At 71.7% G+C, this 19,730-nt stretch carries 17 protein-coding genes and 2 riboswitches; of the genes, 13 read left to right on the plus strand and 4 right to left on the minus strand.

Annotated elements, in window-relative coordinates; translation table 11 throughout:
- Positions 1 to 165 precede the first annotated feature (165 nt).
- The 10 genes from clsA to GBN72_RS13555 all read left to right on the plus strand — a co-directional run bounded on the left by clsA (position 166) and on the right by GBN72_RS13555 (position 10,391).
- On the plus strand, positions 166 to 780 hold the full coding sequence (clsA, locus tag GBN72_RS13510; protein ID WP_151772037.1) for a cardiolipin synthase ClsA: 615 nt from the start codon (positions 166 to 168) through the stop codon (positions 778 to 780).
- 113 nt (positions 781 to 893) lie between these two features.
- Positions 894 to 3,389, plus strand: a complete 2,496-nt coding sequence (locus GBN72_RS13515) for a mannose-1-phosphate guanyltransferase (protein WP_151772038.1) — start codon at positions 894 to 896, stop codon at positions 3,387 to 3,389.
- A gap of 97 nt (positions 3,390 to 3,486) precedes the next feature.
- Complete coding sequence (locus GBN72_RS13520) at positions 3,487 to 4,428, plus strand: DUF881 domain-containing protein (RefSeq protein WP_151772039.1); 942 nt, start codon at positions 3,487 to 3,489, stop codon at positions 4,426 to 4,428.
- Entirely contained in the window at positions 4,425 to 4,757 is a 333-nt protein-coding gene (locus GBN72_RS13525; protein ID WP_108956887.1) for a small basic family protein, read from the plus strand. Before GBN72_RS13520 ends, GBN72_RS13525 begins: the two co-directional genes overlap by 4 nt.
- Before the next feature lie 4 nt (positions 4,758 to 4,761).
- The gene (locus GBN72_RS13530) at positions 4,762 to 5,637 is read left to right on the plus strand and encodes a DUF881 domain-containing protein (RefSeq protein ID WP_151772040.1); all 876 of its coding nucleotides are present in this window, start codon (positions 4,762 to 4,764) and stop codon (positions 5,635 to 5,637) included.
- A gap of 82 nt (positions 5,638 to 5,719) precedes the next feature.
- Complete coding sequence (locus GBN72_RS13535; RefSeq protein ID WP_180220491.1) at positions 5,720 to 6,604, plus strand: zinc-ribbon and FHA domain-containing protein; 885 nt, start codon at positions 5,720 to 5,722, stop codon at positions 6,602 to 6,604.
- 39 nt (positions 6,605 to 6,643) lie between these two features.
- On the plus strand, positions 6,644 to 7,438 hold the full coding sequence (ftsR, locus tag GBN72_RS13540) for a transcriptional regulator FtsR (protein WP_151772042.1): 795 nt from the start codon (positions 6,644 to 6,646) through the stop codon (positions 7,436 to 7,438).
- A 67-nt stretch (positions 7,439 to 7,505) separates the two neighbouring features.
- On the plus strand, positions 7,506 to 7,979 hold the full coding sequence (locus GBN72_RS13545) for a bifunctional nuclease family protein (protein WP_151772043.1): 474 nt from the start codon (positions 7,506 to 7,508) through the stop codon (positions 7,977 to 7,979).
- A gap of 254 nt (positions 7,980 to 8,233) precedes the next feature.
- Positions 8,234 to 8,878 carry a MerR family transcriptional regulator gene (locus GBN72_RS13550; RefSeq protein WP_151772044.1) on the plus strand — a complete coding sequence of 215 codons (645 nt, stop codon included), beginning with the start codon at positions 8,234 to 8,236 and terminating at the stop codon, positions 8,876 to 8,878.
- 49 nt (positions 8,879 to 8,927) lie between these two features.
- Positions 8,928 to 10,391, plus strand: a complete 1,464-nt coding sequence (locus GBN72_RS13555) for a DNA polymerase IV (RefSeq protein ID WP_151772045.1) — start codon at positions 8,928 to 8,930, stop codon at positions 10,389 to 10,391.
- A gap of 625 nt (positions 10,392 to 11,016) precedes the next feature.
- On the opposite strand, the gene GBN72_RS13565 is transcribed toward GBN72_RS13555, so the two are convergent.
- Positions 11,017 to 11,388, minus strand: a complete 372-nt coding sequence (locus tag GBN72_RS13565; RefSeq protein ID WP_151772047.1) for a PRC-barrel domain-containing protein — start codon at positions 11,386 to 11,388, stop codon at positions 11,017 to 11,019.
- 126 nt (positions 11,389 to 11,514) lie between these two features.
- Positions 11,515 to 11,610: riboswitch (glycine riboswitch) on the plus strand.
- Positions 11,611 to 11,733: riboswitch (glycine riboswitch) on the plus strand.
- Positions 11,734 to 11,795: 62 nt separating this feature from the next.
- Between GBN72_RS13565 and gcvP the strand changes: the two genes are divergently transcribed.
- Positions 11,796 to 14,681, plus strand: coding sequence for an aminomethyl-transferring glycine dehydrogenase (gene gcvP, locus GBN72_RS13570; protein WP_151772048.1), 2,886 nt, complete (start codon positions 11,796 to 11,798; stop codon positions 14,679 to 14,681).
- An 87-nt stretch (positions 14,682 to 14,768) separates the two neighbouring features.
- Here gcvP and GBN72_RS13575 read toward each other — a convergent pair whose 3' ends face one another.
- Both GBN72_RS13575 and GBN72_RS13580 read right to left on the minus strand, forming a co-directional pair.
- Positions 14,769 to 14,957, minus strand: coding sequence for a DUF5999 family protein (locus GBN72_RS13575; RefSeq protein WP_151772049.1), 189 nt, complete (start codon positions 14,955 to 14,957; stop codon positions 14,769 to 14,771).
- A 291-nt stretch (positions 14,958 to 15,248) separates the two neighbouring features.
- Positions 15,249 to 15,845 carry a hypothetical protein gene (locus tag GBN72_RS13580; protein ID WP_151772050.1) on the minus strand — a complete coding sequence of 199 codons (597 nt, stop codon included), beginning with the start codon at positions 15,843 to 15,845 and terminating at the stop codon, positions 15,249 to 15,251.
- A 581-nt stretch (positions 15,846 to 16,426) separates the two neighbouring features.
- Here GBN72_RS13580 and GBN72_RS13585 point away from each other — a divergent pair.
- Both GBN72_RS13585 and GBN72_RS13590 read left to right on the plus strand, forming a co-directional pair.
- Complete coding sequence (locus tag GBN72_RS13585; RefSeq protein WP_151772051.1) at positions 16,427 to 17,941, plus strand: glutamate-cysteine ligase family protein; 1,515 nt, start codon at positions 16,427 to 16,429, stop codon at positions 17,939 to 17,941.
- Between the two features lie 99 nt (positions 17,942 to 18,040).
- Positions 18,041 to 18,820, plus strand: a complete 780-nt coding sequence (locus GBN72_RS13590) for a CPBP family intramembrane glutamic endopeptidase (RefSeq protein ID WP_151772052.1) — start codon at positions 18,041 to 18,043, stop codon at positions 18,818 to 18,820.
- Positions 18,821 to 18,841: 21 nt separating this feature from the next.
- On the opposite strand, the gene GBN72_RS13595 is transcribed toward GBN72_RS13590, so the two are convergent.
- Positions 18,842 to 19,660, minus strand: a complete 819-nt coding sequence (locus GBN72_RS13595; protein WP_151772053.1) for a PhzF family phenazine biosynthesis protein — start codon at positions 19,658 to 19,660, stop codon at positions 18,842 to 18,844.
- Positions 19,661 to 19,730: the final 70 nt, after the last annotated feature.

The raw sequence follows: 19,730 nt of genomic DNA on the forward strand, positions 1-19,730 counted from the left end.
ACGCCGCCGAACAAATTTTGGGAAAGCCCCCGCACCTATGGTGCGGGGGCTTTCTGTTTCATGGGGAGCTCCGGCCTTCGGGGCGGACCCCTCCGCATCCGGGCGTCGGCCCTGGCGGTAAGGTTCGATCGCACCATTGACACGTATCCCACAGGAGGCCCCCGGGTGGAGGTCCAGGAGACCCGCGTCCAGACGGACCGGGTACTCACCATCCCCAATATCCTCAGCATGGCGAGGCTTCTCGGCGTGCCCCTGTTCCTGTGGCTCATTCTGCGGCCCGAGTTCGGCGGCCCCAAGAGTGACGGCTGGGCCCTGCTGGTCCTGGCGCTGAGCGGTGTCACCGACTATCTGGACGGAAAGCTCGCGCGACGCTGGAACCAGATCAGCAGCCTCGGCCGGCTACTGGATCCGGCGGCGGACAGGCTGTACATCCTCTCCACCCTGCTCGGTCTGACGTGGCGGGAAATCCTTCCGCTCTGGCTGACGATCGTGCTGCTGGCGCGTGAAGCCGTTCTCCTGGTGATGGTGGCGATCCTCCGCCGGCACGGTTATCCGCCGCCGCAGGTGAACTTCCTCGGCAAGGCGGCGACGTTCAACCTGATGTACGCCTTCCCGCTACTTCTGCTGAGCGACGGCAGCGGCTGGCTGGCCTCATTGGCGGCGATTTTCGGTTGGGCGTTCGCTGGGTGGGGTACAACCCTCTACTGGTGGGCAGGAGTCCTCTACGTGGTTCAGGTCCGACGCCTTGTTCGCGCGGACACCATGGCCACTGCCGACTGACTCGCCGATGAGTGGCCCTTCGGGGCCGGATGGCCCGTGTCCGGAACATACGGGACGATTCGTGCGGAGGCTGTCGGTCTCACCGTCGCCTGTCAGAGGAGGACGCTTCCGACATGAAGGCCGTCGTGATGGCCGGAGGCGAAGGCACCCGCCTTCGCCCCATGACCTCGAGCATGCCCAAGCCGCTCCTGCCGGTTGCCAACCGGCCGATCATGGAGCACGTCCTGAGGCTGCTGAAAAGGCATGGGCTCAACGAAACCGTGGTCACCGTCCAGTTCTTGGCCTCTTTGGTCAAGAACTACTTCGGTGACGGCGAAGAGCTCGGTATGGAGCTCACCTATGCCAACGAGGAGAAGCCGCTCGGCACCGCGGGAAGCGTCAAGAACGCCGAGGAGGCACTCAAGGACGACGCCTTCCTCGTGATCTCCGGTGACGCCCTGACCGACTTCGATCTGACCGAGCTGATCAATTTCCACAAGGAGAAGGGCGCCCTCGTCACCGTCTGCCTGACGCGTGTGCCGAATCCGCTGGAGTTCGGTATCACGATCGTCGACGACGAGGGCAAGGTCGAGCGCTTCCTGGAGAAGCCGACCTGGGGCCAGGTCTTCTCCGACACCGTCAACACGGGCATCTACGTGATGGAGCCCGAGGTCTTCAAGTACGTCCAGCCCGACGTCCCCGTGGACTGGTCGGGTGACGTCTTCCCGCAGCTCATGAAGGAAGGCCGGCCGATCTACGGCTATGTCGCCGAGGGCTACTGGGAGGACGTGGGCACCCACGAGAGCTATGTGAAGGCACAGGCCGACGTCCTCGAGGGCAAGGTCCACGTCGACATCGACGGCTTCGAGATCTCGCCCGGGGTGTGGGTCGCCGAGGGTGCCGAGGTGCACCCCGACGCCGTCCTGCGCGGGCCCGCCTACATCGGCGACTACGCCAAGGTGGAGGCCGGCGCGGAACTGCGCGAGCACACCGTGATCGGTTCCAACGTGGTCGTCAAGAGCGGCGCCTTTCTGCACAAGGCCGTCGTCCACGACAACGTGTACGTCGGGCCGCACAGCAATCTGCGCGGCTGTGTGGTCGGCAAGAACACCGACATCATGCGGGCCGCTCGTATCGAGGACGGCGCCGTCATCGGTGACGAGTGCCTGATCGGTGAAGAATCGATCGTGCAGGGCAATGTGCGGGTCTACCCGTTCAAGACCATCGAGGCGGGCGCCTTCGTCAACACCTCGGTGATCTGGGAGTCCAGAGGCCAGGCGCATCTCTTCGGCGCGCGAGGCGTCTCCGGCATCCTCAACGTCGAGATCACGCCGGAACTCGCCGTGCGGCTGGCCGGCGCGTACGCGACGACCTTGAAGAAGGGCGCCACGGTCACCACCGCGCGCGACCACTCGCGAGGCGCCCGGGCCTTGAAGAGGGCCGTCATCTCGGCACTGCAGGCCAGCGCGATCGACGTGCGCGACCTGGAGAACGTGCCGCTGCCGGTGGCCCGGCAGCAGACCGCGCGCGGAAGCGCGGGCGGCATCATGATCCGGACCACGCCCGGCGTGCCGGACTCCGTGGACATCATGTTCTTCGACAGCCAGGGCGCCGACCTGTCGCAGGCCGGGCAGCGGAAGCTGGACCGGGTCTTCGCACGGCAGGAGTACCGGCGCGCCTTCCCCGGCGAGATCGGCGACCTGCACTTCCCGTCCAGCACCTTCGACTCCTACACGGGCTCGCTGCTGCGCAACGTCGACACCAGCGGCATCGCGGACGCCGGACTGAAGGTCGTGGTGGACGCGTCCAACGGCAGTGCGGGACTGGTGCTGCCCAGCCTGCTCGGCAAGCTCGGGGTCGACTCGCTGACCATCAACCCGGGTCTGGACGAAGCCCGGCCGACGGAGACCCTGGAGATGCGGCGGGCCGGGCTCGTGCGGCTCGGCGAGATCGTCGCCTCGTCGGGCGCCGCCTTCGGCGTGCGCTTCGACCCGGTCGGTGAGCGGCTGTCGCTCGTCGACGAGCGGGGCCGCATCGTCGAGGACGACCGGGCGCTGCTCGTGATGCTGGACCTGGTCGCGGCCGAGCGCCGCAGCGGCCGGGTGGCGCTCCCGGTGACCACTACCCGCATCGCCGAGCAGGTCGCGGCGTACCACGGCACGCAGGTCGAGTGGACGACCACCTCTCCCGACGACCTCACCCGGGTGGGGCGCGAGGAGTCGACCATCTTCGGCGGCGACGGCCTGGGCGGCTTCATCGTCCCCGAGTTCAGCGGCGTCTTCGACGGCACGGCCGCCTTCGTGCGCCTGATCGGCCTGGTGGCCCGGACCCAGCTCACCCTGAGCCAGATCGACGCGCGGATTCCGCGCGCCCATGTGCTCAAGCGGGACCTGGCCACTCCGTGGGCGGTGAAGGGCCTGGTGATGCGCCGGGTGGTGGAGGCCGCCGGGGACCGGTTCGTCGACACCACCGACGGCGTGCGCGTCGTGGAGGCCGACGGACGCTGGGTGCTGGTGCTGCCCGACCCCGCCGAGGCGGTCACCCACCTGTGGGCGGAAGGCCCCGACGACGCCTCGGCGCAGGCGCTCCTCGACGAGTGGAGCACCGTGGTGGAGGGCGCCGGGCACTGAGCCCCGCCCCTGCCGGACAGGCCGGGCGGACCCCGCGGCGGGGTCCGCCCGGCACGCCGATGGGGCCGTTCGTGGTACAGGGTCGTGGCATGCGACGATGTGCGGCATGCCGCAGCAGCCCCCCGTTCGGAGCACTCCCGATCGCCCTCCGCGCCCGGACGCCTCCATGTCGCTGCTCACCAACGTCATGGACCACAGCCTCGACGACGGCTACGCCGAGGCGGCCGCGCGCAAGCGCGGTGAGGACGGCGGCATGCCGAAGACGCTCAAGGCGAAGCTGGGTCTGGCCGGCGGGCTCGTCCTGGCCGCCCTGGTGGTCACCCTCGGTGCGGCGCAGGCCCGCGAGGACGCCCCGGTGGTCGCCCGGGAGCGCGAGGAACTGATCGACAGGATCGAGCGGCAGACCGAGCGCGCCGACGAGCTCGAGGGCAGTGTCGACCAGCTCCGGGCCGAGGTCGGGGAGCGCCAGCGTGAGGCGCTGCGCGAGCACGGGGGCGGCGGCGACGAGCTGGAGACGCTGCAGGTCCTGTCCGGCGCCGTGGCCGTGCACGGGCCGGGGGTCAAGCTGGTCGTCGACGACGCGGAGGGCTCGGGCACGGGGGCCGACGGCGAGCAGCGCGGCTCGAGCGGGTTCTCCGACACCGGCCGGGTGCGCGACCGGGACCTCCAGCGGGTCGTCAACGGCCTGTGGGAGTCGGGTGCCGAGGCCGTCTCCGTCAACGGCCGGCGCCTGACCGCCCTGTCCGCCATCCGGGCGGCGGGTGACGCGATACTGGTCGACAACAAGCCGCTGGCACCGCCGTACACGGTGCTCGCGGTGGGGGACGGGAAGCGGCTCAGCACCCGGTTCCAGGACAGCGCGGACGGGCTCTACCTCTACGCGCTGCAGGAGAACTACGGCATCCGCACGGCCATCTCGGTCGAGCAGGACCTGCGGCTGCCCGCCGCCCCCAGCGTGATCCTGCGCACGGCCGAGCCGGCACAGACATCGGAACCAGCTGAGGCTGAACAGCCGGACAGCGGGAAGGGCACATCGTGATCGCCGTACTGGGCCTGGTCGTGGGAGTCGTGGTGGGCCTGCTGGTCCGGCCCGAGGTCCCGGTGGCTGTGGAGCCGTACCTTCCGATCGCCGTGGTCGCGGCGCTCGACGCCGTGTTCGGCGGACTGCGGGCCATGCTGGACGGCATCTTCGACGACAAGGTCTTCGTGGTGTCGTTCCTGTCGAACGTCGTCGTCGCCGCGCTGATCGTCTTCCTCGGCGACGAGCTCGGAGTCGGCGCCCAGCTGTCCACCGGCGTGGTCGTCGTCCTGGGCATCCGGATCTTCTCCAACGCCGCGGCCATCCGCCGGCACGTCTTCAGGGCGTGAGGCGATGAACGAGGAGAGGCACCAGGGGAACCCGGGACCGCAGGACGGCCCAGGAAGGCCGGACAACCGGCTGCGCAAGGAGCTGCCGGAGGAGAGGCCCGCCTCGGCCGCTCCGGCGGGCGAGACGGAGGAGAAGGCTCCGACGGCGCTGACAGGGCGTCAGAGGCTCGCACAGAGCCTCTGGCCGCCCAGGGTGAGCCGAGCCCAGCTGATCGTCGCCCTGCTGCTCTTCGGGCTCGGGTTCGGGCTGGCCGTGCAGGTCGCCTCGCACAGCGAGGGCGACACCGCGCTCCGGGGCGCCCGGCAGGAGGACCTGGTGCGCATCCTCGACGAGCTCGACGACCGCACGGCGCGGCTCGAGGAGGAGCAGCAGAGCCTGGAGAGCCAGCGGTCGGAGCTGGAGAACAGCTCCGACCAGGCCGAGGAGGCCCGCCGTCAGACGCTGGCCAAGGAGCGGCAGCTCGGCGTGCTGGCCGGTACGGTCGCGGCCGAGGGCCCGGGGATCACCGTGACGGTCCAGGACTCGCAGGACGCGGTCGGCGCCGACCAGCTGCTCGACGCCGTCCAGGAACTGCGGGCGGCGGGCGCGGAGGCCATCCAGCTCAACGGGATCCGCGTGGTCGCCGGCACCTATCTGACGGAGCGGACGGACGGAGACGCCGGAGTGTCGGTGGACGGGAACAAGATCGCCGCTCCGTATCGTTTCAAGGTCATCGGCAAGCCGCAGGATCTGGAGCCCGCGCTGAACATCCCGGGAGGGGTGGTGCAGACTCTGGAGAAGGAGCAGGCCACCGTCGTCGTGGAGCGTGGTACGAAGATCGTCGTGGACGCCTTGCGAGGGGCGAAGCGGCCTGACTACGCTCGGTCGTCGGCCCGGTGAGGCGGGGCTTGTCAGGCGCCCTTCCGACGGAGTGCCGGATTGCGGGGGGTCGGCGCGCCATAGAAGTGGTGTGTGGTGGAAACTGTATGGCGGAGACGGACGTTGTGAAGATGTCCGGGTCGGCCGGTCGGTGCAGTCAGGGTTCGTCCTGCCCCACGGGCGGGTCTGTTTCGGTCAAGGGGAATCGCCCGTGAAGTTGTTTGCGAAGTTGTTCGGCAAGAGTGCGCGAGAGGGCGGCAGCGAGACGGCCCGCCATCGCGATGGTTCCGACGCCCAGAACCGTCCGCTCTACCGGGACCAGGTCGCTGGTCCGGAGGGTGGCAATTCCGGTGGTCACGGCGCGTCGGCCGTTGACCCTGCCCAGGCGGGCCGCATAGGTTTCGGGGACCCGTCGACCTCAGCGGCGGGGCAGCCGCAGCAGAAGGATCCGTCCATGTCGGCCCTGGTGTGTACGCGGTGCGGCAACCGCAATGCGGAGAACAGCCGCTTCTGCTCGCACTGCGGAGCTCCGCTCCGGGCCGGTGTCCCGGAGCGTCCCTCCGAGACGACCTCGACGATCTCCATCTCCGGCATCGAGTCGTACGACCCGGAGGCCACCGGTCAGACGCAGGTCCCGGCCCTGTCGCCCGAGGCGCAGGCCGCGGTCGAGGCGCTGCCTGCCGGTTCGGCCCTCCTGGTGGTGCGGCGCGGCCCCAACTCCGGCAGCCGTTTCCTGCTGGACGCCGAGCTGACGACGGCGGGTCGTCATCCGCAGAGCGACATCTTCCTGGACGACGTGACGGTCTCCCGCAGCCATGTGGAGTTCCGCCGCGACGCGAACGGCATCTTCACGGTGGCGGACGTGGGCAGCCTCAACGGCACGTACGTGAACCGTGAGCGCATCGAACAGGTCGCTCTGGCCAACGGTGACGAGGTCCAGATCGGCAAGTACCGCCTGGTCTTCTACGCGAGCCAGCGGGGCGTCTGACCCTCCGGACTCGTCCGGGGGCAACCCCAGGGAAGGTCCATGCTTGAACCACCGAGTGGCGGCGCCGGAACCGGCGCCGCCACCGCGGACAGCCGGCTGATGAGCATCGGCACGGTGCTGAGCCTGCTGCGCGACGAGTTCCCCGAGGTAACCATCTCCAAGATCCGGTTCCTGGAGTCGGAGGGGCTGGTCGAGCCCCGGCGCACCCCGTCGGGGTACCGGAAGTTCAGTGCCGGGGACGTCGAGCGGCTGGCCCGGGTGCTGAGGATGCAGCGGGACGGCTATCTGCCGCTGAAGGTCATCCGGGAGCGGCTGGACGTCCTGGAGGGCGTCCGGCCGGGCCAGGACGCAGTGGGCGGCGAGCCGGGGCCCACGGGAGAGTCCGAGGACGGGTTCTCCGGTCCGGCCGGAGCGGACGACCCGGCGCAGGACCTGGTGCCGGAGTCCGAGGCGGACGGCGCCACAGCGGTCCGTGTTGGGCGTGACGAACTCCTGGCGGCGGCCGGCAGCGGCGAGGAGCAGCTGGAGGCCTGGGAGGCGTTCGGGCTGATCGAGCCGCTGCCCGAGGGCGGATACGACGCGGCCGCGGTCACGGTGGCCACCCTGCTCGGTGAGATGGCCCGCTTCGGGATCGAGCCGCGCCACCTGCGGGCCATGAAGACCGCGGCGGACCGCGACGCCGGTCTGGTGGACCAGGTCGTCGCCCCGCTGAAGCGGCACCCCAATCCGGACACCAGGGAGCACGCGCGGGTCCGGACACGGGAGCTGGCGGGACTGACCACGCGCCTGCACTCCGCGCTGCTGCAGACCGCCCTCGGCGTGCGCCTGTCCTGACCTCCCGGAATCCACCCATGCCCTGCCCGACTACCCAAACCGTGCGAGCACGGCCTAGGGTTGCTGTGTGAACGAGCTCGATGTCGTAGGTGTCCGGGTCGAAATGCCCTCCAACCAGCCGATCGTGCTCCTGCGCGAAGTGGGAGGCGACCGCTACCTTCCCATCTGGATCGGTCCGGGAGAGGCGACGGCCATCGCATTCGCCCAGCAGGGCATGGTGCCCGCACGGCCGCTGACGCACGACCTGTTCAAGGACGTGCTGGAGGCGGTGGGCCAGGAGCTCAGCGAGGTGCGGATCACCGACCTGCGTGAGGGCGTCTTCTTCGCCGAGCTGGTCTTCGCCAGCGGCGTGGAGGTCAGCGCCCGCCCGTCCGACGCCATAGCCCTCGCCCTGCGCACCGGCACGCCGATCTACGGCAGTGACGGGGTGCTCGACGACGCGGGGATCGCGATTCCGGACGAGCAGGAGGACGAGGTGGAGAAGTTCCGCGAGTTCCTCGACCAGATCTCTCCCGAGGACTTCGGCACCAGCAATCAGTGACCCGCCGTAGGGTCCGGTTCCCAGGCAGTCCGATGACGCGCCGGCCGTTCGCGGCCGGCGCGTCGGCAATTGCCGGTGTCACTGCAGCCGTCCTGCCGTCCGCGCCGGGCGCATTCGGCTAGCCTTTCCCCGCGACGGGGCACGAAAAACCACTCGCAGGGTGATTATCACTCGGCGTGCCGAGTGTGGCGATCGTTGACGCACCCCTGACGACTGCCTACCGTCTGGAAGGCAGGTCTAGGACGGAGGTCGGCGTGAGAATGAGCGGCGACGATACGGCCGGTGCACCGGGACGTGTCCCGGGCGACAGCGGTTCGTATCGGCCCCACGGCAACACGGCCGGTTACGCGCCGCAGCGCTCGGCGACCGGTGCGGGTGGCCACGGCGGGGCGCAGACGACGTCCGAACAGGTCGGCTACCGCGGGCCCACGGCCTGTGCCGCGGCCGGGATCACCTACCGCCAGCTGGACTACTGGGCGCGTACGGGACTGGTCGAGCCGAGCGTGCGGCCCGCCCACGGATCGGGGACCCAGCGGCTCTACAGCTTCCGGGACGTCGTCGTCCTGAAGATCGTCAAGCGCTTCCTCGACACCGGGGTCTCGCTGCAGAACATCCGCACCACGGTCCAGCACCTGCGCGAGCAGGGGTTCCGCGACCTGGAGGGGATGACCCTGATGTGCGACGGGGCCACGGTCTACGAGTGCTCCTCGCCGGACGAGGTGCATGCCCTGCTCCAAGGGGGGCAGGGCATCTTCGGCATCGCCGTCGGAGTGGTGTGGCGTGACGTGGAGAAGGCGCTCTCCCAGCTGCACGGCGAGCGCGTGGACACCGGCGAGACGCTGATCGGGCACAACCCGGCGGACGAACTGGCCCGCAGGCGGAGCAACCGGGCGGTCTGAGGCCCGGCCGCGGGCCGGAGTGTCGGTGGTGTGCGGCACCATCGGTGGTGTGAGGTCCGCGCCGACGATTCTCCATCTCGACATGGACGCCTTCTTCGCCGCGGCGGAACAGGCGTCCAAGCCGAGCCTGCGCGGCAAGGCGGTGGTGGTCGGCGGACTGGGCCCGCGCGGTGTCGTGGCCACCGCCTCGTACGAGGCACGCGTCTTCGGTGTGCGGTCCGCGATGCCCATGGGGCAGGCGCGGCGGCTGGCCCCGCACGCCGCGTACCTGGCGCCGCGCTTCTCGCTCTACCGCTCCGTCAGCGACCAGGTGATGGCGCTGCTGCGCGCCCTGTCGCCGCTGGTGGAGCCGCTCAGCCTGGACGAGGCCTTCGTCGACCTGGAGGCCGGCGGGGTGGCCCGGGACCCGGACGCCGCGCGGCGCGTCGGCGAGCGGCTGCGCGCGGACATCCGCGCCGCCACCGGGCTCACCGGGTCGGTCGGCCTGGCGGCGTCCAAGATGCTGGCGAAGATCGCCTCCGAGGAGGCCAAACCGGACGGCCTGGTGCTGATCGACCCGGGGACCGAGCGGGAGCTGCTGGCGCCGATGCCGGTGCGGACCCTGCCGGGTGTGGGGCCCGCGACCGGCGACCACCTGCGCCGCGCCGGGATCGCCACCGTCGGGGAGCTGGCCGAGGCCGGTGAGGACGAACTGGTGCGGCTGGTGGGCAGGGCCCACGGACAGGCGCTCTACGCGATGGCGCTGGCCCGCGACGAACGCCCCGTGGTGGCGGAGCGGGAGACCAAGTCGGTGTCGGTGGAGGACACCTACGACGTCGACATCCACGACCGGGTGCGGATCAGGCTGGAGGTGCGGCGGCTGGCCGACCGGTGCGTGCGCAGACTGCGGGCCGGCGGGCACGCGGGACGGACCATCCACCTGAAGGTGCGCCGGTACGACTTCTCCACGCTGACGCGGTCCGAGACGCTGCGCGGTCCGACGGACGATCCGGCGGTGGTCCGGGAGGCGGCGGCGCGGCTGCTGGAGGTGGTCGACACGACGGGTGGCGTGCGGCTGCTCGGGGTCGGCGTGTCCGGGCTGGCCGACTTCACCCAGGAGGACCTGTTCGCCCAGGCCGCGCACGCGGGGGAGGAGGAGCCGGGCGAGGAGGACGACGTCGCCGACCGGTCGATACCGGGGCGGGAGCCGTCGGTGGAGCGACCGGTGCGGAGGTGGACCGCCGGACACGACGTGCGGCACGCGGTGTTCGGGCACGGGTGGGTGCAGGGAAGCGGGGTCGGGCGGGTCACGGTGCGGTTCGAGACGCCGGAGTCGCCGGCCCCGGGGCGGGTGCGGACGTTCTCCGTCGACGACCCCGAACTGGAGCCGGCGGAACCCTTGCCGCTGGTCACGTCCGCGGCGCCCGTGACGTCCGCCGGCCCCGTGGGCCCCGCCGGCCCCGTGTCCGTCGGACCGGTGAGGCCCGTGGGCCCCGGGCCGAGGGGGAGTGGGCCCCGGCGGCCGGCGGCGTGATCGGTCGGCGGCCGCCGGGGCCGTGCCGGCGGTTCCGTGTCCGAGGGGAGCACGTGCGGCGGCCCGGTCGTGGCCGGGGCCCGGGTGCCGTCCGCGGACGTGAGGCTGCCTGCGGACGTGTGTGCTGGTCCCCACGACCAGCACCACGAGGACCGCGGCCGGCAGCAGCGCCGTGCCCAGCGCCCAGCCCCGGACGGGCGTCCGAGGGAGGCGCGCACCGGTGAGCTGGTGCTGTGCGCCGCGGCGTCGGTCTCGCTGGTGGTCGCGCGCTCCCGGCCGGCCACCAGCCCGACGGTCCCGATCCCCGGGCGCTCCGCGTCCGACCGCTACCGGTCCCCACGGGGCCGGGCGGCGGCCGGGGGCGTGACGGCCGGCGGCTGGGGCTCTGGTCGCGGGTGGTGCCCGAGGCCGGTGGGGGTCGCGTGTGGCGGCCCGCTCGTGGCCCGGGGCAAGGGGTGCCGAGCGCGGCCGTGAGGCTGTCTGCGGGCGTTCCGTCGGCGCGTGCTTCGGGAGGACGCCACCCACGGGCGGGCTTCGCCGGCCGCCGGGGACGTTGCGTCGTGCCCGGGGTCCGCACCCTTCCCGGACGCGCCCCGGACATCGTCCGGGGCGCCCCGTCGCGGGGTCAGATCTCCTCCGGGTCCGCCAGGCGGCCGAAGCCGCGGTCGGGGAGCGGAGCCGGGGGTTCGACGTCGAAGCCGTAGTGGCGGTAGAGGGAGAGTTCCTGTTCGGGGGAGAGGTGGCGGCCGACGCCGTAGCCGGGGGCGTCCTTGATGTGGGCGCGGCCGTAGGGGACGCGGAGGGAGCCGTCGACCAGCTCGCTGGTCTCCAACGGGACGAACACGTCGCGGCCGAAGAGTCCGGTCCGCACGGCCGCCCATTCGGGGGAACCGGTGGCGTCGTCGAGGTAGACCTCGTCGACGGTGCCGATGCGGTTGCCGTCGCAGTCGTACGCCTTGCGGCCGATCAGGTTCCGGGGATCGATGTCGGTCTGCACGTTCCCTCCTTCTGGTCGCGGCACGGGTCGCAGCACAGCCGTCGGCACCACCAAAGTGCACTTTCCGGGCGGCGGCCACTCGACGGCCTTGCCGAGGGCCTCGCTGGTAGGCTGGTCAGTGGCTGCTGACCCCGCGCGGGAGAGTCCTCCGAGAACGTTCGGAGGCGCCGAAGGAGCAACTCCTCCCCGGAATCTCTCAGGCCCCTGTACCGCGCGGACGAGGTCACTCTGGAAAGCAGAGCGGCGCCGGTGACCCCGGACGTCCGCCGCTCTCACCGACGGTGAAAGCCGGGCGTCCTCGGGCGGCCGGTGAAGCTCTCAGGTCGTGATGACAGAGGGGGAGGCCGACGGGCACCCCACCGCCGTGGTGCCCCTTAAGGTCGCGCAAGACCAGGAGGCCTCCGCCTATGACCGCCCCTCGCACCCCGCTCTCCGCACTGGAGCAGGGCATCCCCTTCGAGCAGCGCCACATCGGACCCGACGAGGGCGCCCGGGCGAAGATGCTCGCGCAGGTCGGCTACGGCTCGCTCGACGAGCTGACCGCCGCCGCGGTCCCCGACGTGATCAAGAACGCCGACGCCCTCGACCTCCCGGGCGCGCGCACCGAGGCCGAGGTGCTCGCCGAGCTGCGCGAGCTGGCCGACCGCAACCAGGTCCTCGACCCGATGATCGGCCTCGGCTACTACGGCACCTTCACGCCTCCGGTGATCCTCCGCAACGTGATGGAGAACCCGGCCTGGTACACGGCGTACACGCCGTACCAGCCGGAGATCTCGCAGGGGCGGCTCGAGGCGCTGCTGAACTTCCAGACGGTCGTCGCCGACCTGACCGGTCTCCCGACCTCCGGCGCCTCGCTGCTCGACGAGGGCACCGCGGCCGCCGAGGCGATGGCGCTCTCCCGGCGCGTCGGCAAGAAGAAGAACGGGCTGTTCCTGGTCGACGCGGACGCGCTGCCGCAGACCATCGCCGTCATCGAGACCCGCGCCGAGCCGACCGGCGTCGAGGTCGTCGTCGCCGACCTCTCGCAGGGCATCCCCGCCGCGATCGCCGAGCGTGACATCAACGGCGTGCTGCTCCAGTACCCGGGCGCCTCCGGGGCCGTGCGCGACATCAAGCCGGTGATCGACCAGGCCCATGAGCTGGGCGCGGTCGTCACCGTCGCGGCCGACCTCCTGGCGCTGACCCTGCTGACCTCCCCCGGTGAGCTCGGCGCGGACATCGCGGTCGGTACCACCCAGCGGTTCGGCGTCCCGATGGGCTTCGGCGGTCCGCACGCCGGATACATGGCGGTGCGCGAGCAGTTCGCCCGCAACCTGCCCGGCCGCCTGGTCGGCGTCTCGCAGGACGCGGACGGCAACAAGGCCTACCGCCTGGCGCTGCAGACCCGTGAGCAGCACATCCGCCGGGAGAAGGCCACCAGCAACATCTGCACCGCGCAGGTCCTGCTCGCCGTGATGGCCGGCATGTACGCCGTCTACCACGGCCCCGACGGGCTCAAGGGCATCGCCGAGCGCACCCACCGGTACGCCGACATCCTCGCCGCGGGCCTGAGGGCCGGCGGGGTGGAGATCGTCAACGGCGCCTGGTTCGACACCGTCACCGCGCGGGTCGAGGGGCGTGCCGCCGAGGTCGTCGCCGCGGCCCGCGCGCTCGGCGTCAACCTCCGCCTGGTCGACGCCGACCACGTCTCGGCCGCCTGCGACGAGACCACCGGCCGCAAGCAGCTGGAGAAGGTCTGGGCCGCCTTCGGCGTCGAGGGCGACGTCGAGGCGCTGGACGGCACGGCCGCCGACGGCCTGCCCGCGGACCTGCTGCGCACCGACGCCTACCTGACCCACCCGGTGTTCCACCAGCACCGCTCCGAGACGGCCATGCTGCGCTACCTGCGCCGGCTCTCCGACCGCGACTACGCGCTGGACCGCGGCATGATCCCGCTGGGCTCCTGCACCATGAAGCTCAACGCGACCACCGAGATGGAGCCGGTCACCTGGCCCGAGTTCGGCGCGCTGCACCCCTTCGCGCCGGCCGAGCAGGCCGAGGGCTACCTGTCGCTCATCCACGAGCTGGAGGACCGCCTCGCCGAGGTCACCGGCTACGACAAGGTCTCGCTGCAGCCCAACGCCGGCTCCCAGGGCGAGCTGGCCGGACTCCTCGCGGTCCGCGGCTACCACCGGGCCAACGGCGACCTGGACCGCACCGTCTGCCTGATCCCGTCCTCCGCGCACGGCACCAACGCGGCCAGCGCGGTCATGGCGGGCATGAAGGTCGTCGTCGTGAAGACCGCCGACGACGGCGAGATCGACGTCGAGGACCTGCGGGCGAAGATCGAGAAGCACCGCGACGAGCTGTCGGTGCTGATGATCACCTACCCGTCGACGCACGGCGTCTTCGAGGAGCACGTCGCCGACATCTGCGCACAGGTCCACGAGGCCGGCGGCCAGGTCTACGTCGACGGGGCCAACCTGAACGCGCTGGTGGGGCTGGCCAAGCCGGGTCACTTCGGCGGCGACGTCTCGCACCTCAACCTGCACAAGACCTTCTGCATCCCGCACGGCGGCGGCGGTCCGGGCGTCGGCCCGGTGGCCGTGCGCTCGCACCTGGCGCCCTACCTGCCCAACCACCCGCTCCAGCCGGCCGCCGGTCCGGAGACGGGCGTCGGCCCGATCTCGGCGGCCCCGTTCGGTTCCGCGGGCATCCTGCCGATCTCCTGGGCGTACGTCCGCCTGATGGGTGGCGAGGGCCTCAAGCGCGCCACCCAGGTGGCGGTCCTGGCGGCCAACTACGTCGCCAAGCGGCTGGAGCCGCACTACCCGGTGCTGTACACGGGCCCCGGCGGGCTGGTGGCGCACGAGTGCATCATCGACCTGCGTCCGCTGACCAAGGCCACCGGCGTCAGCGTCGACGACGTGGCCAAGCGCCTCATCGACTACGGGTTCCACGCCCCGACGATGTCGTTCCCCGTCGCCGGCACCCTGATGATCGAGCCGACCGAGTCCGAGGACCTGGTGGAGCTGGACCGGTTCGTCGAGGCGATGATCGCCATACGCGCGGAGATCGAGAAGGTCGGGTCCGGCGAGTGGCCGGCCGACGACAACCCGCTGGGCAACGCGCCGCACACGGCCGGCGCGCTGGCCGGCGAGTGGACGCACGCCTACCCGCGGGAGACGGCGGTGTTCCCGGGCGGCGTTTCGGTGACGGACAAGTACTGGCCGCCGGTGCGGCGTATCGACCAGGCCTTCGGCGACCGGAACCTGGTCTGCTCCTGCCCGCCGCTGGACGCGTACGACGACTGACCGGCGTCGGCCGCCCGCCGCGCCGCGCGCGGTGATCGGGGCCGGTGACAGCGCTCGGGCGCTGTGGCCGGCCCCTGTGGCGTTCTCTCAGACGGCGGTGGTGAACCGGTGCGGGGCGATGACGCGGCCGTCGGGGAGGATCTCCCCGGTGTCCTCGAACAGCACGACCCCGTTGCACAGGAGGCTCCAGCCCTGCTCGGGGTGGTGCGCCACGAGGCGGGCGGATTCCCTGTCGGCGGAGTCGGCTGTCGGGCACGGCGGCTGGTGCTGGCACATGGTCGGGTTCTCTCGTTCTGTGATGGACGCTTCGGCTTTCGTGTCGCGGCTGTACATGGCCGCTCCCCCCGTGGTGACGTCGTGCGGACAAGTTTTGCGCTCACGGGAGCCGTTCCGCAGGGTTTTCGCGGTACGCCCCCTCAACGGTTCAGGACGCGTCACCCTTGCGAGCGGTTCGCCCCAAGTGCCCTGATCTTCCGGGTGGTTCGCCCTGGTCCTTTCGGGCCAGGAGCGCGCCGCGCCCCCACGGCGACGGGCCGTGGGGGCGCGGTGGAACGCGGCCCGAGCCGGTCAGGCGGCCGGGCTCAGGGCGGTCGGCGGCGGGGTGGCCGGACCGACCCGTCGGGTGAGCAGCGGCAGCAGCTCCTCGACGCGGTGCGGGCGGTGGCTGGCGATGCCCGGCGGGGCCGGCGCCAGCGGGATCAGCAGGTCCATCGGATCCGGCAGGCCCGCCGAGGCGTCCGCGGCGACGTCCGCGTGCAGCCAGAGGGTCAGCATGTACAGGCCCGGCACCGAGAGCAGGCGCGGCTGGTAGGGCTGCGGCGCCTCCTCGGCCTGACGCAGGGCGCGTTCGGTCGAGGTGACGTACGGGCCCTCGAAGAAGTGCGAGAACGCCCAGCCCTCCGCGGTCTGCGCGGTTTCGGCGGCGGCCACCGCGTGGTCGCCGGCACGGATCAGGAAACGCCAGCCGGCGAGCCGGGTGACGGGCACCCCTTCAGCGGTGATGCGGTCCAGGACGTGGACCGGAAGCGGCAGTTCGGGGTTGAGGGGTCCCTGGGCGCTGCGCAGGGACGGTGTGTGCGCGTGACGGACCGCGGCGGGGGTGCCGAGGGCCGCCAGGACGGTGCGCAGGGCGGCGGGAGGTGCCGGCGGGACATGCAGCGGCATGGTGGGTCGCCTCTCTTTCGACAGGCGCGGTGGCGCGCGGGTGAGGGTGGGCGCTGTCTGCTGTCAGCTCGAGGGGGTCGGAGAGCCGTTGCCGGGCCGGTCGCGTCGCTCGGACCGGGTCCGGCCCGATGTCACCAGGGTGACGGGGCGCACGGCTGTGGGCGCACGCGCTTCTCCGCCTCGTTTGCGCAGTTTATACGACCCGTGTTCACGGAGTGTTTCCGCTAGCTGTTTTCCATGTGAACGGCAAGGTTTCTTCCCGCCGTAATTTCGACGCGTTATCTCCCGATTTCCCGGGTGCTCCGGGTGGGTGACCTCGGGATATGTCCGAGACGGGGTCGGCCGGATTCGACCGCCGTTTTGGATACCCCTCGAGGTCCGTCAATCCGCGCCCTTGGTCATGCCGTGCGAATGTGCCGAATGGCGCTGGAGGTCAGCCTAACGGTCGGCGGGTCCTCGCGGGGACGTTATCGATCGTCCAGGGCGGGCATCATCAGTTGCGGACCGGGCGAGGGACCCGGGCGACAGACAGACGGACACCGGCCGCAGAGGCGGCCGACCCATCCGAGGAGGACGCGGCGATGGGGGAGAAGGTCGAGGCAGGGTCGTTCGACCTGTCCGACCGCCAGCGCTACCGGGACAAGCTCCAGCGGTGCCTGGCGGGTCTTGAGCGGTTGCTGAAGGAGAGGCAGTTCGACCGGCCGAAGAATCTCATGGGTCTGGAGATCGAGCTGAATCTCGCGGGCTCCGACGGCATGCCGCGAATGATGAATGCGGAAGTGCTGGAACGGATCGCGAGCCGTGATTTCCAGACCGAGCTGGCGATGTTCAACCTCGAGGTCAACATCGAACCGCACCGGCTCGGCGGGCAGGTATTCGACCAGCTCGCGGAGGAGCTGCGGACGTCATTGGCATATGCCCACCGAAAGGCCGGGGAGGTCGACGCCGGGATCGTGATGATCGGCATCCTGCCGACGCTCGAGCGGGACGATCTGATCTCCGCCAACATTTCCGACGTCGACCGCTACACGCTGCTGAACGACCAGATCGTCTCCGCGCGCGGCGAGGACTTCACGCTGGAGATCGACGGCGTCGAGCGGCTCACCACCACCGCGCGGTCGATCACGCCGGAGGCGGCCTGCACCTCCGTGCAGCTGCACCTGCAGGTCACGCCCGAGCGGTTCCCGGACGTGTGGAACGCGGCGCAGGCCGTCTCGGCGGCGCAGATCGCGGTGGGTGCCAACTCCCCCTTCCTGTTCGGCAAGGAGCTGTGGCGGGAGTCGCGGCCGCCGCTGTTCCAGCAGTCCACGGACACCCGGCCGCCGGAGCTTCAGGCGCAGGGCGTCCGGCCGCGGACGTGGTTCGGCGAGCGGTGGGTGTCCTCGGCGGTCGACCTGTTCGAGGAGAACCTGACGTACTTCCCGGCGCTGCTGCCGATCATGGACGACGAGGACCCGATGGAGGTGCTCGACGCCGGGGGCACGCCCAAGCTCGCCGAGATGGTGCTGCACAACGGCACCGTGTACCGGTGGAACCGCCCGGTGTACGACGTCGCCGACGGCACCGCGCACCTGCGGGTGGAGAACCGGGTGCTGCCGGCCGGACCGACGGTGATCGACGTGGTGGCCAACGCCGCGTTCTACTACGGACTGGTGCGGGCGCTGGCGGAGGAGGCGCGGCCGGTGTGGACGCGGCTGCCGTTCGAGGCGGCGGCCGCCAACTTCGAGACCGCGTGCCGGTACGGGATCGACGCGCGGCTGGAGTGGCCGCGCCGCGGGCGGCTGGGCGGCACGCAGCAGGTCGAGGCGGTGACGCTGGTGCTCGACGAACTGCTGCCGCTGGCCCACGCCGGGCTCGAGGCGTGGGGCATCGAGCCGGCCGACCGCGAGCTGTACCTCGGGGTGATCGAGGAGCGGTGCCGCAGGCGGGTGAACGGGGCGTCCTGGCAGGCGGCGGCGTTCCACACCGCGCTGGAGCGGGGCATGTCGCGGCAGGAGGCACTGGCCGCTACCACGCGGCGGTACGCGGAGCTCCAGTGGCGGGGGGACCCCGTGCACACCTGGCCCGCCGGCCTGCCCGCGTCCGGGAGGCGATAGGGGCCGCCGTCCCCACCGGGGGACCGGGCCCGGGAGTGCCCGCCCGGGGCCCGCTCTGGCAAGCTGTGGGGCCGGTGGTGCGGTCCGACGGAGGCGTGGGTGACGGGGTTGGGGTCCGAGGTGGTGTCGCGGCGGACGCTGCGGGACGAGACGCTGCTGGTGCTCGCCCTGTCGCTGGGCGCCAGCGCCGTGGCGGCGGTCATCAGTTTCACGGGGTCGTTGACGCGGCCCGGCGGCCTCAAGGACCAGGCGGCCACCCTGAACGCCTCGGCCGCTCCGGGGCGGCCCTGGCTGGACCTCGCCTGGCAGCTCTTCGGGATCGCCTCCGCACTCGTCCCCGTGCTGCTGGTCGCGCACTTCCTCACGCGTGAGGGCGGGGGCCTGCGGACGCTCGGGTTCGACCGGACCCGGCCCTGGTCGGACCTCGGCCGGGGCGCCGCCGTCGCCGCGGTGATCGGCAGCACCGGCATCGCCTTCTACCTCGCGGCCCGCGGTCTCGGGTTCAACCTCACCGTGGTGCCCGAGGCGCTGCCGGACGTGTGGTGGAAGTTCCCGGTGCTGATCCTCTCCGCCGCGCAGAACGCGGTGGTCGAGGAGGTCATCGTCCTCGGCTACCTGCTGCACCGGCTGGGCGGGCTCGGCTGGAGCCCCGGCGCCGCACTCGCCGCCAGTTCGGTGCTGCGCGGCACCTACCACCTCTACCAGGGCATCGGCGGATTCGTCGGCAACCTGGTGATGGGCGTCGTGTTCGTGCTGCTGTACCGGCGGTGGGGCCGGGTGGGGCCGCTGGTGGCGGCCCACACCCTGCTCGACGTCGGCGCGTTCGTGGGCTACGCGCTGCTCGCCGGACGGGTCGACTGGCTGCCCACCGCGCCCTGATCCCCGGTCACCTCCGGCCGCTCACTCCGGCAGCGCCAGCAGGTCACCCTCGACGACGGTGACCGCCCGGCCGGTCAGCAGGGTGCGTTCGCCGCGGAGCTCGGTGCGGACCAGGCCCGAACGCGGCGACGCCTGCAGGCCGGTGAGGGCGGTGCCGCCCAGGCGCGCGGACCAGAACGGGGCCAGCGCCGTGTGGGCGCTGCCGGTCACCGGGTCCTCGTCGATGCCCACCCGGGGGAAGAAGCAGCGGGAGACGAAGTCGTGACCGGCGGCGGGGTCGGTGGGGCGCGCGGTGGCGATGACGCCGCGCTCCGAGCAGGTGGCCAGCGCCTTGAGATCGGGCGACAGGCCGCGCACGGTCTCCTCGTCGGCGACCTCCACCAGCAGGTCTCCCACGTTCGGCCCGGTGTCCAGGACGGTGAGCGGCTCGGTGCCCAGGGCCTCGGCGAGCCCCGGCGGGGCCTCCACGGCGGTCAGCGGGGCGGTGGGGAAGTCCAGGGTGATCGAGCCGTCCCCGGCCGGCGTGGCCACGAGCACCCCGCTGCGGGTGGCGAAGCGGACCGGGCCCCGGTGGGCGCCGGTGGTGCTCAGGACGTGGGCGGTGGCGAGGGTTGCGTGGCCGCAGAGGTTCACCTCGGCGGCCGGGGTGAACCAGCGCAGGGCCCAGTCCGCCTCGCCGCCGCCGGGCAGCGGGTGGGCGAAGGCGGTCTCCGCCTGGTTCATCTCCAGGGCCACGTTCTGCAGCCAGGCGTCGTCGGGGAAGGCGTCCAGGAGCAGGACGCCCGCGGGGTTGCCGCTGAACGGGCGGTCGGTGAAGGCGTCGACGAGTCGGATACGCATGACAGGACGTTAGCGGGCCGTGTCCGGCCCGGGACAAGGCCAATCGCGGGCCGGTGGACCGCGGCCGGCC

This window comes from Streptomyces abyssomicinicus (assembly GCF_008974245.1).
In the GTDB taxonomy this organism is placed as follows: domain Bacteria; phylum Actinomycetota; class Actinomycetes; order Streptomycetales; family Streptomycetaceae; genus Streptomyces; species Streptomyces abyssomicinicus.

Bases quoted from the DNA above. Each gene is read 5' to 3' on its own strand.
- GBN72_RS13530 (WP_151772040.1), top strand. From the start codon at position 4,762: ATGAACGAGGAGAGGCACCAGGGGAACCCGGGACCGCAGGACGGCCCA.
- ftsR (WP_151772042.1), top strand. From the start codon at position 6,644: ATGCTTGAACCACCGAGTGGCGGCGCCGGAACCGGCGCCGCCACCGCG.
- GBN72_RS13515 (WP_151772038.1), top strand. From the start codon at position 894: ATGAAGGCCGTCGTGATGGCCGGAGGCGAAGGCACCCGCCTTCGCCCC.
- GBN72_RS13580 (WP_151772050.1), bottom strand. From the start codon at position 15,845: ATGCCGCTGCATGTCCCGCCGGCACCTCCCGCCGCCCTGCGCACCGTC.
- GBN72_RS13520 (WP_151772039.1), top strand. From the start codon at position 3,487: ATGTGCGGCATGCCGCAGCAGCCCCCCGTTCGGAGCACTCCCGATCGC.
- GBN72_RS13595 (WP_151772053.1), bottom strand. From the start codon at position 19,660: ATGCGTATCCGACTCGTCGACGCCTTCACCGACCGCCCGTTCAGCGGC.
- gcvP (WP_151772048.1), top strand. From the start codon at position 11,796: ATGACCGCCCCTCGCACCCCGCTCTCCGCACTGGAGCAGGGCATCCCC.
- GBN72_RS13575 (WP_151772049.1), bottom strand. From the start codon at position 14,957: ATGTGCCAGCACCAGCCGCCGTGCCCGACAGCCGACTCCGCCGACAGG.
- GBN72_RS13585 (WP_151772051.1), top strand. From the start codon at position 16,427: ATGGGGGAGAAGGTCGAGGCAGGGTCGTTCGACCTGTCCGACCGCCAG.